The organism is Natrinema sp. CGMCC1.2065 (assembly GCF_051225675.1).
GTDB classification, from domain to species: Archaea; Halobacteriota; Halobacteria; order Halobacteriales; family Natrialbaceae; genus Natrinema; species Natrinema thermotolerans.
The window spans coordinates 41,490-55,893 of record NZ_JBPJSJ010000004.1 but is presented as its reverse complement, the minus strand read 5'-3'; the positions used below and the strand labels follow the sequence as shown (position 1 = coordinate 55,893).

13 protein-coding genes and 1 pseudogene are annotated in these 14,404 nt (G+C 58.2%); 10 read left to right on the top strand and 4 right to left on the bottom strand.

The window, feature by feature from the left end; genetic code table 11:
* Positions 1–87: 87 nt before the first annotated feature.
* From ACSBP4_RS06385 to ACSBP4_RS06355, 7 genes are all read left to right on the top strand, one after another.
* Positions 88–891 carry an N-acyl homoserine lactonase family protein gene (locus ACSBP4_RS06385; protein ID WP_049967031.1) on the top strand — a complete coding sequence of 268 codons (804 nt, stop codon included), beginning with the start codon at positions 88–90 and terminating at the stop codon, positions 889–891.
* A 130-nt stretch (positions 892–1,021) separates the two neighbouring features.
* Positions 1,022–2,092, top strand: a complete 1,071-nt coding sequence (locus ACSBP4_RS06380; protein WP_435551682.1) for an MBL fold metallo-hydrolase — start codon at positions 1,022–1,024, stop codon at positions 2,090–2,092.
* Positions 2,093–2,098: 6 nt separating this feature from the next.
* Positions 2,099–2,275 (top strand): MBL fold metallo-hydrolase RNA specificity domain-containing protein, encoded by a 177-nt coding sequence (locus ACSBP4_RS06375; RefSeq protein ID WP_435551681.1) that lies wholly within the window; start codon positions 2,099–2,101, stop codon positions 2,273–2,275.
* 56 nt (positions 2,276–2,331) lie between these two features.
* Positions 2,332–2,514, top strand: coding sequence for a hypothetical protein (locus ACSBP4_RS06370; RefSeq protein WP_084158344.1), 183 nt, complete (start codon positions 2,332–2,334; stop codon positions 2,512–2,514).
* 112 nt (positions 2,515–2,626) lie between these two features.
* Positions 2,627–3,343, top strand: a complete 717-nt coding sequence (locus ACSBP4_RS06365; RefSeq protein WP_006648142.1) for a DUF2270 domain-containing protein — start codon at positions 2,627–2,629, stop codon at positions 3,341–3,343.
* Between the two features lie 655 nt (positions 3,344–3,998).
* Positions 3,999–5,015, top strand: coding sequence for a hypothetical protein (locus tag ACSBP4_RS06360; RefSeq protein WP_435551680.1), 1,017 nt, complete (start codon positions 3,999–4,001; stop codon positions 5,013–5,015).
* A gap of 211 nt (positions 5,016–5,226) precedes the next feature.
* Positions 5,227–5,607, top strand: coding sequence for a DUF7344 domain-containing protein (locus ACSBP4_RS06355; RefSeq protein ID WP_419894496.1), 381 nt, complete (start codon positions 5,227–5,229; stop codon positions 5,605–5,607).
* A gap of 41 nt (positions 5,608–5,648) precedes the next feature.
* Here ACSBP4_RS06355 and ACSBP4_RS06350 read toward each other — a convergent pair.
* A pseudogene (locus ACSBP4_RS06350) lies at positions 5,649–5,855 on the bottom strand (cell division control protein Cdc6); the annotation flags it as partial.
* A 1,190-nt stretch (positions 5,856–7,045) separates the two neighbouring features.
* On the opposite strand from ACSBP4_RS06350, the gene ACSBP4_RS06345 reads away from it, so the two are divergent.
* The gene (locus ACSBP4_RS06345) at positions 7,046–8,473 is read left to right on the top strand and encodes an orc1/cdc6 family replication initiation protein (protein WP_435551679.1); all 1,428 of its coding nucleotides are present in this window, start codon (positions 7,046–7,048) and stop codon (positions 8,471–8,473) included.
* 404 nt (positions 8,474–8,877) lie between these two features.
* Here ACSBP4_RS06345 and ACSBP4_RS06340 read toward each other — a convergent pair whose 3' ends face one another.
* The gene (locus ACSBP4_RS06340) at positions 8,878–9,645 is read right to left on the bottom strand and encodes a hypothetical protein (protein WP_435551678.1); all 768 of its coding nucleotides are present in this window, start codon (positions 9,643–9,645) and stop codon (positions 8,878–8,880) included.
* Positions 9,646–10,145: 500 nt separating this feature from the next.
* Here ACSBP4_RS06340 and ACSBP4_RS06335 point away from each other — a divergent pair, with 500 nt between their 5' ends.
* The gene (locus tag ACSBP4_RS06335) at positions 10,146–11,555 is read left to right on the top strand and encodes an ATP-binding protein (RefSeq protein ID WP_435551677.1); all 1,410 of its coding nucleotides are present in this window, start codon (positions 10,146–10,148) and stop codon (positions 11,553–11,555) included.
* Between the two features lie 291 nt (positions 11,556–11,846).
* Positions 11,847–12,701: a DUF6159 family protein gene (locus tag ACSBP4_RS06330; RefSeq protein ID WP_435551676.1), complete on the top strand. Its 855-nt coding sequence runs from the start codon at positions 11,847–11,849 to the stop codon at positions 12,699–12,701.
* A 147-nt stretch (positions 12,702–12,848) separates the two neighbouring features.
* Here the strand turns inward: ACSBP4_RS06330 and ACSBP4_RS06325 are convergent, their stop codons facing one another.
* Together ACSBP4_RS06325 and ACSBP4_RS06320 are read right to left on the bottom strand one after the other, a co-directional pair.
* Positions 12,849–13,334 (bottom strand): hypothetical protein, encoded by a 486-nt coding sequence (locus tag ACSBP4_RS06325; RefSeq protein ID WP_435551675.1) that lies wholly within the window; start codon positions 13,332–13,334, stop codon positions 12,849–12,851.
* Positions 13,331–14,221: a ParA family protein gene (locus ACSBP4_RS06320; protein ID WP_435551674.1), complete on the bottom strand. Its 891-nt coding sequence runs from the start codon at positions 14,219–14,221 to the stop codon at positions 13,331–13,333. The genes ACSBP4_RS06325 and ACSBP4_RS06320 overlap by 4 nt, the downstream gene beginning before the upstream one ends.
* Positions 14,222–14,404 lie beyond the last annotated feature (183 nt).

The following is a 14,404-nucleotide window of genomic DNA, read 5'->3' as shown; positions in this document are numbered from 1 at the left end:
CAAATGACACATCGACGGACGGTAACAAAAAGGTAAGGTGAAAAATCGGAGAAAGGTTTAACAGCGAAACTATAGTTAGAGAACATCATGGTAAATGCTACCATCAGTCTCGTCGATAGGGGATCGATTCGAACCGATCGGAACTTCCTCATCGAAAACGAGACGATGGGATCGGCTGTCGATCCGAACCCGGACGTGGAGATGATCGAGGGGCCGGTATACAACCTCGTTATCGACCACCCCGAGGCGACCATCCTCTGGGACACCGGGTCCCACCCAGAGTGTGGAGACGGCTACTGGCCAGCGGAACTGTACGCCGCCTTCGAACACCATGACGCCGACGAGCATCCGCTCCCCGACGCGCTCGAGGACGTCGGATACAGCGTCGGCGACATCGACGCCGTGGTCCAGACACACCTCCACCTCGATCACGCGGGGAGCCTCCATCGCTTTGCCGGCACCGACGTCCCGGTGTTCGTCCACGAGCAAGAGATAAAATACGCCTACTACTCCGCCAAGACCGAACAGGGCTCGAGCGCGTACGTGCCCAGCGACTTCGATCACGACCTCAACTGGCGGATCGTCCACGGCGATACCGAGACCCACTTCGAGGACGTCGAGTTCCTCCACCTACCGGGCCATACCCCGGGCGTGATGGGCACGCGTATCGACATCGACGGATACGGGACCGTCGTGTTCACCGGCGATCAGGCGTACACGCGGGCCAACTACGACGAAGAACACCCGATGGGCGGGGAACTGCTCTGGAGCAAGCGCCACTGGGAGGAAAGTCTCCAGCGCGTGCAAGAACTCGAGCGCCGGACCGACGCCGACGTGTACTGTGGCCACGACCCCGACGACGTCGAGGAACTTCGCGACGGCCTGCCCTGACGGAGTTGGATTCAGTTCCCTGCCGCTGGGAGACTGGGCGGTGCGGTCGGCCTCAAGTTGACATCCTCCCTGCCCTGAAGGGCGGGGCTTTCTCCTCGATTCCCCGTAATGACCACGAGATACCCCAGTAATGACTGGAATCGATCCCGAAACGCCGTGGCTGCCGGCTGACGCCGACCAGAACTTCAACCCACTTGAGCATGCAGGAGTGGACCCATCACCCGACATATCGATGATCGTCACACCACGTGGAGGCGATCGCGAAGTCGGTCGGGGTTGCTATCTCGTCGACTGCGGCCTCAACCAGGGCGGGGGCGACAACTACCCCGACTTTCGCGGCCTCGGTCCGGGATCGGTCGACGCCGTCTTTCTGACCCACGCACATATCGACCACTACGGCGGTCTCCCGGTCCTCGAGGCGCGGGGCTACCTTGATGACGACGCGCCGATCATCGCGACGCGTCCGACGATCGACCTCACAAAGACGCTACTCGAGGACTCGCTGAAGATCCATCGCCGGGAGACGAACCGCCACGGCGACCAACAGCAGTTCACCCAGCAGGACGTGATGGCGGTGTTCGATCGGTTCGAGTCGGTCAACTACGGCGGCGGCCGCGTCGGAGCCGTCGCAGAGAAGATCGACCGGGATCCGCTGGTCTACCAGCTCGGAAACGCGGCCCACCTGCTGGGATCGGCGTGGCTCATGCTCCAGACCGAGGGCTACCGCGTCGTGTTCTCGGGCGACCTCGGCGGCCGGGCGAGTCACCTGCCCGATATCACGCCCCCGTCGCAGGCCGGCGTCCCCTTTCTCGAGAGTACCTACGGCGGAACCCACAGCCACACGTCGTTCAGCGACGCCGACCGACGGGCGATCCTCGAGGACGCCGACCCCGCTGCGGGCGGCAAGATCCCGGTGATCGTCGCACCGTCGGGGATGCTCACCGGTGGGAACTCCCCGCGTTACCTCGTCGAACTCGCGGCCCGATTCCACTCCGCGACAGTCATGCTTACCGGGTATCAGGCCCTGCAGACCACCGGCCGGACGATCCAGAACCAAGTCGATGCCGAGGCCGAGGAAATCCAGTTCACGACCGACGCCGAACCCTTCGGGACCGACTGGCCGGCCGCCGATAACGTGACCTGGATCTCCCCTGACGGCGCGGCCGAACCGACGACTCGCGTGACGATGCCGAGCGACTAGGTGTCGATGGTCGGTGGCCTCAGCGGCCACGCCGCCCAGCCCGGTTTGCTGGACTTTGCACGGACTGTCGATCCGGAGACGATCGCCCTGATACACGGCCCCGACTACGCGCAGGAACACCTCGGGAATCACCTCGCAAAAACGTCGAGAGCGTCGCCAACGTCACTCGGAGTCGGCGACTGACACCGATCCCGATCGAGCGAGAAGTCGAACCCGAGACGGCTGCCCTCTCCCCCGAGATGTTCGAGGGCGAGCATGAGTCGGCACACGACCAACTCGAGAACGTCTTCGAGGTCCTGGCCGCACTGAACGAGGAAGTAGCCGACGCACGGACCACACGAAGCGAGGCCGAAATCCGGGCGATCGTTCGTGACGAACTCGAGAAGGCAGGTGTTCTCGAGTCAGAATCGGACGATCGGTAGCACGACACCCGAATCGGTAACTACTGATGCGTACTGTTCGATGTTCTTCAGGACATGACGCTCAGATGACGCCACCACAACTGCTTATGGAGCGAGGTGGTGTCTCTCCGCTATGACCGATTCGAGTAGTGACGAGTTCGACTCGACGGCACCGGACCAACGGGAGATCGGCCGCGAAATGGTTGATGACAGTACGGGACTCGGTTCGGTGATGGCTCACGCCTATCGCGGAGAGATCGATCGAGTGGGCACGTGGCGGCAGCGCCTCGACGAGACGACGAAGTGGGCGGTGACGCTGATGGCAGCGATCCTGACGTGGGCATTTTCGAGTACCGACAACCCACACTATATCTTGCTGATCGGGATCGTCGTCGTCACGATCTTTCTGGGTATTGAAGCACGGCGGTACCGGGACTACGATGTCTTTCGTTCCCGTACTCGAGTCATCCAAGAGAACCTACTCGCAAACGCTCTCGATCCGTCCCAAGGCATTGAAAATCACGACTGGCGAGCAGAACTGAGCAGGGACTATCGCAGGCCGACGCTGAAAGTCTCGTTCCACGAGGCACTCGCAAACCGGCTCCGGCGTGTGTACCTTGCGCTGCTCAGTGTCCTCTTGGTCGCATGGGTCTTCAGGATTACAGCGTTCGCGCCGCACCAAGACTGGCTGACAACCGCTGAAATCGCCCGTATCCCCGGGATTGCTGTGATTGCCGTTGTGGGTATGTTCTACGTCGTACTGCTGGGCGTCACCTTCTGGCCCCACGAGCGCCATGCCAAGGGTGAATTCCGTGAAGGGGATTCGGACGACTGGAAAGAGAACCGTTGACATCCTCCCCACTCTGAAGGGCGAGGATTCCCGAGAGTTGGGATATTACGGAAGTGCGAGGAGAAAGCCCCGTGCTTTAGTGCGGGGATGAATCCGACAACAGAGACGCCAACTACGAGTTTTATTATGCCTGACAGCATATCGTGAGGTAAGCACATCAGGCGAAAATTGGAGTTGGATTGGGGTCTCCGTTACCAAAAAGCAACCCTGCGTCGAGTGTTCTACTCAACCACGGTGGTTGAGTCGGGTCGATGGCACGGCCTGTGAGGTGTAAGCGGATACCCAAGCAAACCACGCCTCCCCACGGAGGCCCGACGCACTACTCACAAACCACAGCCGAGACCCCAGCGGTCTCGGTCAGGGTGCCTTCGGGGACGCACGAACGGCGTGCTGTCCCACGAAGGAATCCTCGCGCTTCAGCGCGGGGAGGATGTCAAGGTTTGCAGACTCCCTGTTCTCTCGTCTGAAACGACCCGCTCTCACGGTCGAACAGGAAGACTCCAGGCTGTGCCACGCAGCCGTTACTCATCTAAAAAGAAGCAGAGTTGAACCAATTCGGTGCAGATGGCTGGGAGTTTGTGGAGACGATCGACTACGAGGGAGGCGGCACCAAGTACCTCGTTTTCAAGCGACTTGCCCAATCGGATGAGCCAGTATGACTGACGAGACCGACATCAGTACGGCCAACACGATGCGTGAGCGCTCAGGCGAGAGCCGGATTAAACTCTGGTTGCTGCTGCGCGCGAACCGACTTCTCGTCTCCAGCATCCTGACCAGTGCTGTGTTCGTCGCATTCATCATCGCCGTCGCTGTTCTCGATCCACCGTTTTCACGGCAAATCGAGTCCGGCGACATGACCGAAACAATATTCTCGACGATGATCACGGTCATCGTGACGGGGACGACACTCGTCGTCACGATCGGGCAGCTCGTCCTCTCCCAGGGGAACAGCCCGCTCGGCGATCAGCGCGAGCGGATGGCCAGTTCGATGGATGTTCGGGACTTTACTGAAGAATTAATCGGATCTCCGAGTCCTGCCGATCCATCCGAATTCCTCCGGCAGATCATCGGAATCACGGCACAACGGGCGACGGCTCTTCGAGAGTCTGTTGACAAGAATGATAACGAGAGCCTCCGAGAAGAGGTCGATGAATTCACTGAAAGCGTTATTGGGAACGCCGACCTAGTCCGTGACCAACTTGAGGATGCGCAGTTCGGCTCGTTCGACGTGGTATTCGCTGCACTAAATTTCAATTATAGCTGGAAAGTCTTCCAGGTTGAACGTCTCTTGAACGAATACGAAGAGCGTCTCGATGAGGAAGAACGCGGTTTACTTGACAACCTTAAAACAGCGCTGTCTCTGTTTGGGCCGGCGCGCGAACACATCAAGACGCTGTACTTCCAGTGGGCACTCATCGACTTGTCTCAGATGATTCTCTATGCTGCAGTCCCGGCCTTGGCCGTCGCGGGTATCATGGTCGGAATCGTCGATGCGGGGACGTTCCCGGGAAACACACTCGGTCTCGATCACATCATCCTCGTCGTGGGCGGTGCGTTTGTGGTGACGCTCGTTCCGTTCATGCTGTTCGTCTCGTACGTCCTTCGCATCGTCACCATAGCAAAACGGACACTTGCCATCGAGCCGCTGATCCTCCGCGAATCACAACGCTAAGATTCGACGCAGTATCTTGTTCCTCTGTACTTACGCTGGTTCACGATCTCCTGTCCGACTCTGTCTGAGTTCTCGGGCACAACTCTCGCGATAACTACGTATGCGAACTGAACGGGGCACACTTACTCACTCAGTTAATCAAAACAGCTTTGGACCGTGAAAATGATGCGTATTTAACGTTATGCGGGACGATAACCGAAAGCGAGGGTAGATGATGACCAATCACGATAATGTATTTGACGCATTGGCGGCTAGCAATCGACGACAGCTACTCGTAAAATTACTTTCCAGCCCCCAATACGTCTCAAAACCGTCTGGCATTTCTCGGGAGATGGCAGAAGCGGACGAGAATCTGCTTCAGAGACATCTATCCAGTTCTCGAACGATTGCAGAAGTAGATGAGTACGCAGTCAGTATGCATCATACTCACCTTCCTAAATTAGCAGAGTACGGATTCATCGAGTGGTATCAAGATGACGATCTCGTCGTCCAGGGCTCCTGTTTTGACGAGATAAGCCCTCATCTCAGACTATTGGCTGAACAGCAGGATGGACGCCGTACAAAAACTCCTGTCATAACCCAGCGCAGGTGAAGTTTGGTTGAGACGGGAAACTCTGTTCAATATTTGGCCTGTACTGTCCCGCCGATCTCGTCGAGTTTCTCCCACAGCATTTCGTAGACTGCGTTCAGCGGATACCCAGTACGGCTGATCTGGTTGCCCGGCTCGCGAAGGGCGTTGACCAGCGTGACGGCGACACGGTAGCTGCTGGTCAGGTCCTCGCAGTTGAGATAGACGGTCGTGATCTGGACGTCGTCGTACTCCTTGGCATCTTCCTCGAGAACTGCAACTCACTCGAGAACGATTGAAGCGGTGGGGTGTCCGATCAACCGGTAACTTGTGTAGCCCAGTACACTCCGACTTTCTATCACTGGTCGGCGTTCTACAGTCGATTTCTCGTTTCACAATTGTTTTTGTCTGTCTGCTGCTCTCGGTCCAGAACGATTGAATCAGTGGTGTCTGTCTCCCTCCAAACGGCGGAACGTCTGAATGGGTGGTGTGTTTGATCCCACGGGCGGTTACGATTGAATCGGTAGGTGGTCTGGAGCCGACCGACCTCGTTAGCCGGTCCTACGTCCGGTTTGTTGGCAGTATTCGCGATCGATGCTACCGAACGTATGGTCTTAACCAACAAAGAAGGAGAGAAGACTACTGTTGGTTAAGGCGCTGGAACCAAACTGCCTTCAGCGCTACGTGAGAGAGCTATCAGACACGCCTCTATCGAAGTGTCTCTGGGAGTTGGTCACGGATATCTCGAGGCCGAACGACTGGTCCACGAGGAACGATCGACACGAACTCGAGCGAAGCAGGATACCCCTCTATCGATCTGTTTCCGATCAACCCGTTTCGCTCGAGAGGGTGCTGCCCGAGAGAGAACGGCCGGATGGGGAGACAGAGACACCCCTTTATCGATGTGTTCGAAGTGTTCGTGGAACGGTGAAAACGAACGAGCGGACGAGAAGAAAAGACACACTTCCTCGAGGATTTGGGCTAAGAAGCGGTCTAAGAGATGACTGGAGACGGTTCTGTGTTTGAAGAACGTTTTGCGGTATCGGAAGTGGAGTCGAACGGCAGCAGAACACATCGATGAGATCCCAACACATCGATAAAGGGGTGTAGGGGTCCCTAGTCTAGTTCTAGGCTAGTATTGTAGTAGTAGTAAAGAAGAAGAGACAACTGCTAAAGCGTTCTTCCATCTTTTCCAGTGATTTCACGCGCTTTCAATGCTTTCCAGGGTCCCTAGTACTAATCGCAGTCGCTGACCACCCCCTCCCCTTCGACACTTCGAACACATCGATAGAGGGGTGTCTGTCTCGATGTATTCCGCCGGAACACTTCGTCGCTCGCATTCTTCTTCTATCGATCCTTGTTCGACACGACGTGGAATATTCCGACCTCGTCGACTCAGCCGATGAAATACACATCGATAGCGGTGGCAACACTTTTGTCCCTCCTCTGTATGGACCATCGTATGGACGACTTTGATGCTCCTCGGGACGAGACGAGGACATCAACGGACGAATCAACGGACGAGCCCCCTTCTTCGCCGTCTTCTACCCGCTCGGAGATCGCTTCTGGAGCGGACGAACCGCCGGTGAACGGCGACGCACAGACGATCGAGGAGATGTTACTCGAGTTCGATCACCAGGACGGACTCATCCGCGACCGATCGCTCCTCGATCCGAACCACATCGTGTCGGAAGAGCGTATCGTCGGCCGCGACCGGCAACTCAAGGAGGTCACGAAGATGCTTCGCGTCGCGCTTGGCGACAACCGGCCGCCGAACCTCTTTCTTTACGGGCCCTCCGGCACCGGCAAGTCACTCATCACGAAAGCCGTCTGCAAAAACATCAGCACCATCTGTGAGACGCGGGACATTCGGTTCGGAACGATCGAAGTCAACTGCCAGGATCTCGATACGCTCGGCGTTGCGGTCTACGAACTGGCGAGTCGCGCCGCTGAGGAAGCCGGCGTCGAGGTCGACGTCCCGAAACACGGCGTCGCGACGAAGGAAAAGTGGGACGAACTGTATCGCATCGTCAACGAGAACTTCGACTCGGCGGTGTTCGTCCTCGACGAACTCGACATGCTCGTCGGCCGACGCGACAAGCAAGAGCCGGCCTTTTCCCGTCTACTCTATCAACTCTCTCGAGCCGGTGCGAACAACGACCTCACTGCTCACGTCTCCGTCGTTGCGATCTCGAACGACACGAAGATGATGGAGTCCGTGGGGAGCCGAGCCCTGAGTTCCTTTACGCCCGAAGACGTCCACTTCGACGACTACGACGCGAACCAGCTCCAGTCGATCCTCCGCCGGCGCCGGGACGCCTTCTACGACGACGTTCTCGACGAGGACGTCATCCCGCTGGCAGCGGCCTTCGCCGCCCAGACCCATGGCGACGCTCGCAAGGCCATCGACCTGATACGCGTCGCCGGCGAACTCGCGGAACGGGAGGGCGACGAGCGCGTTCGCGAGGGCCACGTTCGCGAAGCCCAGGACAAGGTCGAGAAGAACCGCGTCCTCGAGGTCGTTCGCGGTATCAGCACTCAGAAGAAGCTCTGCCTCTACGCGACGGCCGCCGTCGCCGCTGAAACGGACGACGAGTCCGCCCGGAGTACGACCGGCTACCGCGTGTACCAGTTTCTCACCGACGTGATCGACGCCGAGCAGTACCACCAGGAGACCTACGTCAACAAGATGAAAGAGATGACGACGTACTCGCTCGTCGACTTCGAACGCCGGAGCCACGGCCCCAGTTCGGGCATGTTTCTCGAGTTCCAGTTCGGCGAGCGCCCCGAGACGATCCTCGAAACGCTTCGGGAAGACTCCCGTATTGACACGGTTTCGGCTGACGAAGTCTCGAGCGTCGTCAAAGCGCAGGTCCGAAACGAGAACTGACCTGCTGGTTCGCCAGCCGGTCCGTCGACACACACCCCTATCGATGTGTAATTCGCGTTCTCACTGCCTGAGGATCGACTGACTGACTCTCACATATACTATGATTATTGACTACCCTGTTTACTTTTCATCTCGTATGAATGCTAGTCTCTCCCTCAGAAACTGCGACTTTCGTTTCCACCTGACCACACACCTCTATCGAAGTGTTCGGCACCGGGTTCCGTCTGCACTCCTTGCAGGACACCCCGTTATCGATGTGTTCAACGCGGTTCGATACGAAGTCGCAGTCGGTATTGGTGTGTTTCTCCTTTGTTGAACCCCTCAGACGGTGATCGGTTTCAGAAAAGCAGCTGAATAGATCGCGCAGGTCTATTTTATCAGCAGTAGGTATCAGTAAATATTTCTCATTCTTGCTCGTCAAGGCGGTAGGTAAAGTCGTACTTCGTACTCCCACCAGACCCCTGTACAATTGTGATTTCTCCGGTCCGATCCGTTCCGCCCCACTCGGCGTTGCTGTCCTCAGGAACCGCAAAGGGTGCATACGTTGTCTCGAACGGTGCTGTCTCCCCCGGTGAAACGACTAAATCCGAACGGTTCGGGGACTGTGGGCGGCTCGGCCCGGTTCCCAGTACTCCCGGCCCAAACCCAAGCGCCGAGAGGTCGAACGATTCGTGCTGTGGATCAACTGTCGGATTGGGAACGTCCCCGGAGATAGCGACGAACCGAACGAGTAGCGGCGTTTCGCCCTGATTCGTGATATCGAACTGGGCTTGCCCTTCTGGTCCGACGTCGACAGTGGACGTGTAACCGTGTGCGGGCCCCTTCCAGATCCACTCGGTGACCGTCCCCCTAGCCGTTTTCACCTCGAGATGGAGTGATTTCGTGGCGTACGTCTCTAGGCGGTCGGGGAACACCACCTGAAACCGGCAGTTCAACGGTGGCTGTTCTACAGTCGCATACTGTGTATCGCTCGAGGAATCGTAGATGCTGGCCTGCTCAATGTCGAACTCCTCGCTGAGTTGGACGACCAACTCGGTTTCCTCGTAGTGGTAACTCGTGATAACTGATTCGGCATCAGGGGGATCATTTCCAAACGACAATGATTCAGTACAGCCCGCTACAGTCCCGAATACGGCGGCACTGAGCGTAGCGAGGACCCGACGACGATTCATACTATATGTTGTAGAACTGCCATTCAAATACTTTCTCCAAATCGAACTGCGGACATATTTGTTACGTCTCTCAGCGAGAGATTCAACAAGACCTGCGCTTCGAATTTCGGTACTGTTGGGCCGTGCCATATTGGTGCCGTCTCGGTGTCCTACTGCTCGAGTACTCCGAAGGGGGAGAAACGAGTCGGAGCCATCCGTTCACCTATTACAACTGTTCTGACTTTTATACCTGTTCAATCTATTTCACTTATTGCACCTATTGCACCTATTCTTTTGTGGTGGGCGGAAATCTCCCGGAATATAGGATCGAGCTACCGGAAACGGCCCTCGGTCTGGTTGCCGTTCGATCTCCTTGGACTGGTTACACGCTTTGACGAACTGTTCCTCGCTACGGAAGTCAGGTCGATGTCGCCAGACGATTCGATCGGTGTCAGCCCACCATTGCGGGGCGCGAGTGACGAAACGCATAAGTCATTATCGCGATAACCATTATCTAGAGTATGACCTTCTACGACCGGGTCGATGAACTCGACGCCCTCGAAACGGCACTCGAGTCGCCGGGCCACGAGTTCTACGTCGTCTACGGGCGCCGCCGCGTCGGGAAGACCGAACTCCTCAAGGAGTTCTGTTCCGACCGGCCGCACATCTATTTCCTCGCGTCGCAGGAGGCCGAACACCGCCAGCGGGAGAAATTTGTCGAGCAAATCGCCGGTCACTTCGACGACCGTGTTCCGCGCATTGAGGGGTGGGACGAGGCCTTCGACTATCTCGCCGAGAAACTCGCGACGGAACGACTCGTCGTCGTTATCGACGAGTTCCCCTATCTGGTCGCGGAGAACGACTCGCTCCCGTCGTACATCCAGTCGTTCGTCGACGAACACCTGCAGACGACGCAGTCGATGCTCGTTCTGTGCGGCTCGAGCGTCAGCACCATGGAGTCGGAGGTTCTCGGTCACGAGAGTCCGCTCTACGGTCGCCGTACGGGACAGATCGACCTCCAGCCGTTTTCCTTCCAGCAGGCTCGAAATGTCATCGCATACGACATCGACGACGCGATTCGCTCGTATGCGATCACGGGCGGGACGCCGATGTACCTCACCTTGTTCGATTATACACGGTCGCTCGCCGAAAACGTCCGGTCGCATATTTTGACGCCGACGGCTGTCCTGTACAACGAACCCGAATTCCTGCTCCGGACGGAGTTGCGAAACCCCGCCCGGTACATGAGTATTCTCGAGGCCGTCGCAACGGGCCATACGACGCCGAACGAGATCGCCGGCGCGACGGGTATCGGATCGGGACCGCTATCGAAGTACCTGCAGACGTTACGTCGGCTTCGCCTCATCGATCGCGATGTGCCGGTGACCGCCTCTGCCAAGCAATCGAAGCGTTCGCGGTATCGGGTCGCGGACGAGTTCCTGCGGTTCTGGTTCCGATTCGTCGAGCCGAACCGATCCAGTATCGAAGAGGCTCCCGGTGTCGTCTACGACGGGACTATCGAGCCGAATCTTCCCGATCACGTCGCGTCGACGTTCGAGGACGTCTGTCTGGAAGCCGTGTGGGAGGCGATCCGACGCGACGACCTCGGGCCCTACTCGGAGGTCGGCCGGTGGTGGTACGGGGAAGACGAAATCGACGTCGTCGGTCTCGCGCCGGAGGACGACCGGGTCCTGTTCGCGGAATGCAAATGGACGTCGGACCCGGTCGGCCACGCGCTTGTCGACTCGTTGCGCGACAAAGCGACCCGCGTCCGATGGGGACCGGACACGCGTACCGAGGAGTTCGCGCTCTTCTCGAGGAGCGGGTTCGTCGACGGACTCGCCGACGAACTCGACGACAACTGGTCGCTTTTCGATCTCGCTGAGATGGACACCCTTCTTACTCCCGACAAGCGGAGCCGTCGGAGTTAACACGTCAGGATTTGACCACAGTTACGCATCGAACACTACACGAAACGAGCTAAATTCACGATTCAGTGTGAGAGAAGCGTCGCTGCACCCGCAATTGCATACCCTATCCGCGCGATAGCACCTACCAGCACGAAAGCCAACTCCGATCGAGAGAGCCGTCCATGATAGTATGCATCTCCGCCGAGCCCGATCGTGATACGTAGCTGAACTTGTTGCACATCTTTTACCAGCGCTGAGAATCAACGCCGACGTGCTATGGGAGTGTTTAGCCGCCTCAAGACTGGGTTCGGTATGGCGCGGCGGAGCGGCCGCGTCCTCAGAGCCCACCCGAAACTGCTCGTGTTCCCGCTCGTGGGTGGACTCTCCGGCATCGCGTTCATTGTAACGTTGTTCGGGAGTTTGTACCTCACGGGACCGCTCTTCGAAGACCCCGGACCGGCTGTGTACGCCGCCCTGTTCGTCGCGTACCTCGTCGAAACGTTCATCGCATCGTTCTTCACGGCGGCCCTCGTCGCCGCGACGCACACTGCCTTCCACGGCGAGGAACCGTCGATCCGTGCGGCGCTGGCTACAGCCTGGCAGCGGAAACTCCCGCTGTTAACTTGGTCGATCATCGCCGCAATCGTCGGCGTGATCATCCGGGCCATCGAGTCCGAAGACAACCTCGCCGCTCAGATCGTCGCCGGACTCTTCGCAGTCGCGTGGAGTGTGATGACGTATTTCGTCGTCCCCGTGATCGTCTTTCGTGACCCCTCGGTCACGGAGATGCTCTCGGAGAGTGCGCGCACGTTCAAAGACACGTGGGGCGAATCCATCGGTGCGATGGGAGCGATCGACATTTTCTCGTTCCTGCTGGCGGTCGTCGGCCTCGGACTTGGCGCCCTTACATTCGTTGTGACTGCGGGCATGGGTACAGTTCAACTGCTGGCAACGGTACTGATCGGCGGTTCCGCGTTCCTCTTCGGACTACTGGTCGGAAAAGCCCTCAGTGGCGTCGCCAAGACCGCGCTCTACGTCTACGCGACCGAGAGTACCGCACCGGAGTTCTTCGACGATATGGATTTCAGCGAACTCGGTGGTGACCGGTCGTCCTCCACGCGCGGCCTTGGAGGGGGTCTCGGTGGCTCCGGTGGCGGCCGGATCTGACGATCGCTTCGGTTCGAGGCGAAGCCAAACAGATCTGGAGTCCCTCGAATGCGGCCTTTCGACGAGTGAACGGACCGATTCAAGCAGCGTCCCAGCCGTGCGTAGCCGAAGCGAAGACAGTCGATACGAAACTGTCAATTTCCGCTATCAATGATCTCCTGCCTGTCGCCGTTCCTCGAGGACGAGTTCGGCGATCCGTTCGGGTTCTTCGTTCGCGAGTCGAAGGACGGCGTCGTGAATCTCCCGGGTTTCCTCGTCGATGACGCCCGCCTCGGCGAGTGTCGGAACGATCGTCGTTCGGATCGCGTTCTCGAACTCGTCGACCGTCTCGGTGCGAGCGTAGAACGGCTTCTGTTTGACCTCGCTGTATTCGAACGCCGGTCCCGCTTCCGCGGGTGATTCCGGTTCGTCGGCCATGCCCGTCGCGTTTTCAGCGGCGAGTTCGGTGTCGGTCGACGGTTCTGGGTCCAGCTCCCTGTTCGGACTCGAGCCGGACGCTGTCGGCTCCGAAGCGCCCTCGTCGGTTCCTCCCGATGGCGATTTTGCGTCAACCTCAGTTTCGGTCTCGGTGTTCGAGTCGGCCGTCTCGGTCTCTTCCTCGTCTTCCTTGAGATCGTCGAACGGATTACTCATCGCTGGACCCCTCCGGTTGCGACGATTTCGGCCAGTTCCTCGTAGTAGGGTATCTGGTCGTTCTCCGGATCGTAATCCTGGAGCGGTTGGTTGTGCTGGAGCGACCGCGACAGGGCCGACCGATGGCGGATTCCCGGTTTCGGCGGACTCGTTTCGCCGGCGTCGATCGCGTCGAACTCCTCGGCGGTGATCCGGGCGAAGTCGGGCACCGCCTCTTGGAGCGGCTGTCCGGGGTTGACCTCGTAGGTCGCCGTGTTGAGGTTCTCGAGGAGTTCTCGGTCCTCGGTCTGTTGGTCGATCCGGTCCGAGAGCTTGTTCGGGATGACCGCCAGTACGTCGACGTCGATGTACTCCCGGGCCGGTTCGATGAGTCGCTCCATCGTTCGCTTGTAGCCGCCGATCGCGCTCGAGCCCGGTTCGATCGGGATCATGACGTTCCCCGTCGCGACGAGGGCGTTGTTGTTGAGCATTCCCGGGTATGCCGGACAGTCGAAGACCACATACTCGTATTCGTCACCGAGCAGCGGATCGACGATCTTCGACTTGATTCGTGCCGAGCCCTGCATCGCGCCGGCGAGATCCTTCTCGACGTCCTCGAGCGTGTTCGAGGACGGTAGCAGATCGAATCCATGGTCGGTCGAGCGGATCAGGTCGTGTGGCGTCGCCGAGCCCTCGAGGATGACGTCTCCGAGATTGGTCTCGCCTTGGTATGCCTCTTCGAAACCGAGCCCGTTCGTCGCGTGACCGTTCGGATCGAGGTCGGCGAAGAGGGTCGTCCCGCGCTCGGAGAGCTGGCGCGCGAGATTCATCGAGGTCGTTGATTTGCCGACACCTCCTTTCAGGATGACCACGCTGACGGCACGTGGTTCGGATGTTGTCTCATTCATTGCCATATTGGGTCAGTTCTATTGATTCGCAATAGGAACCTATTGTCTTGGAAGGTTCCGCCTCAGCCTATTGAGACTGTATTATCTCCCTGAATGTTAATTCTACCTATTGCAACTCAAATGGGTTGGGTAGTCACAGTAGGTGAAATAGGTGAAGTAGGTACAATAGGTTGGGTAGGTAAG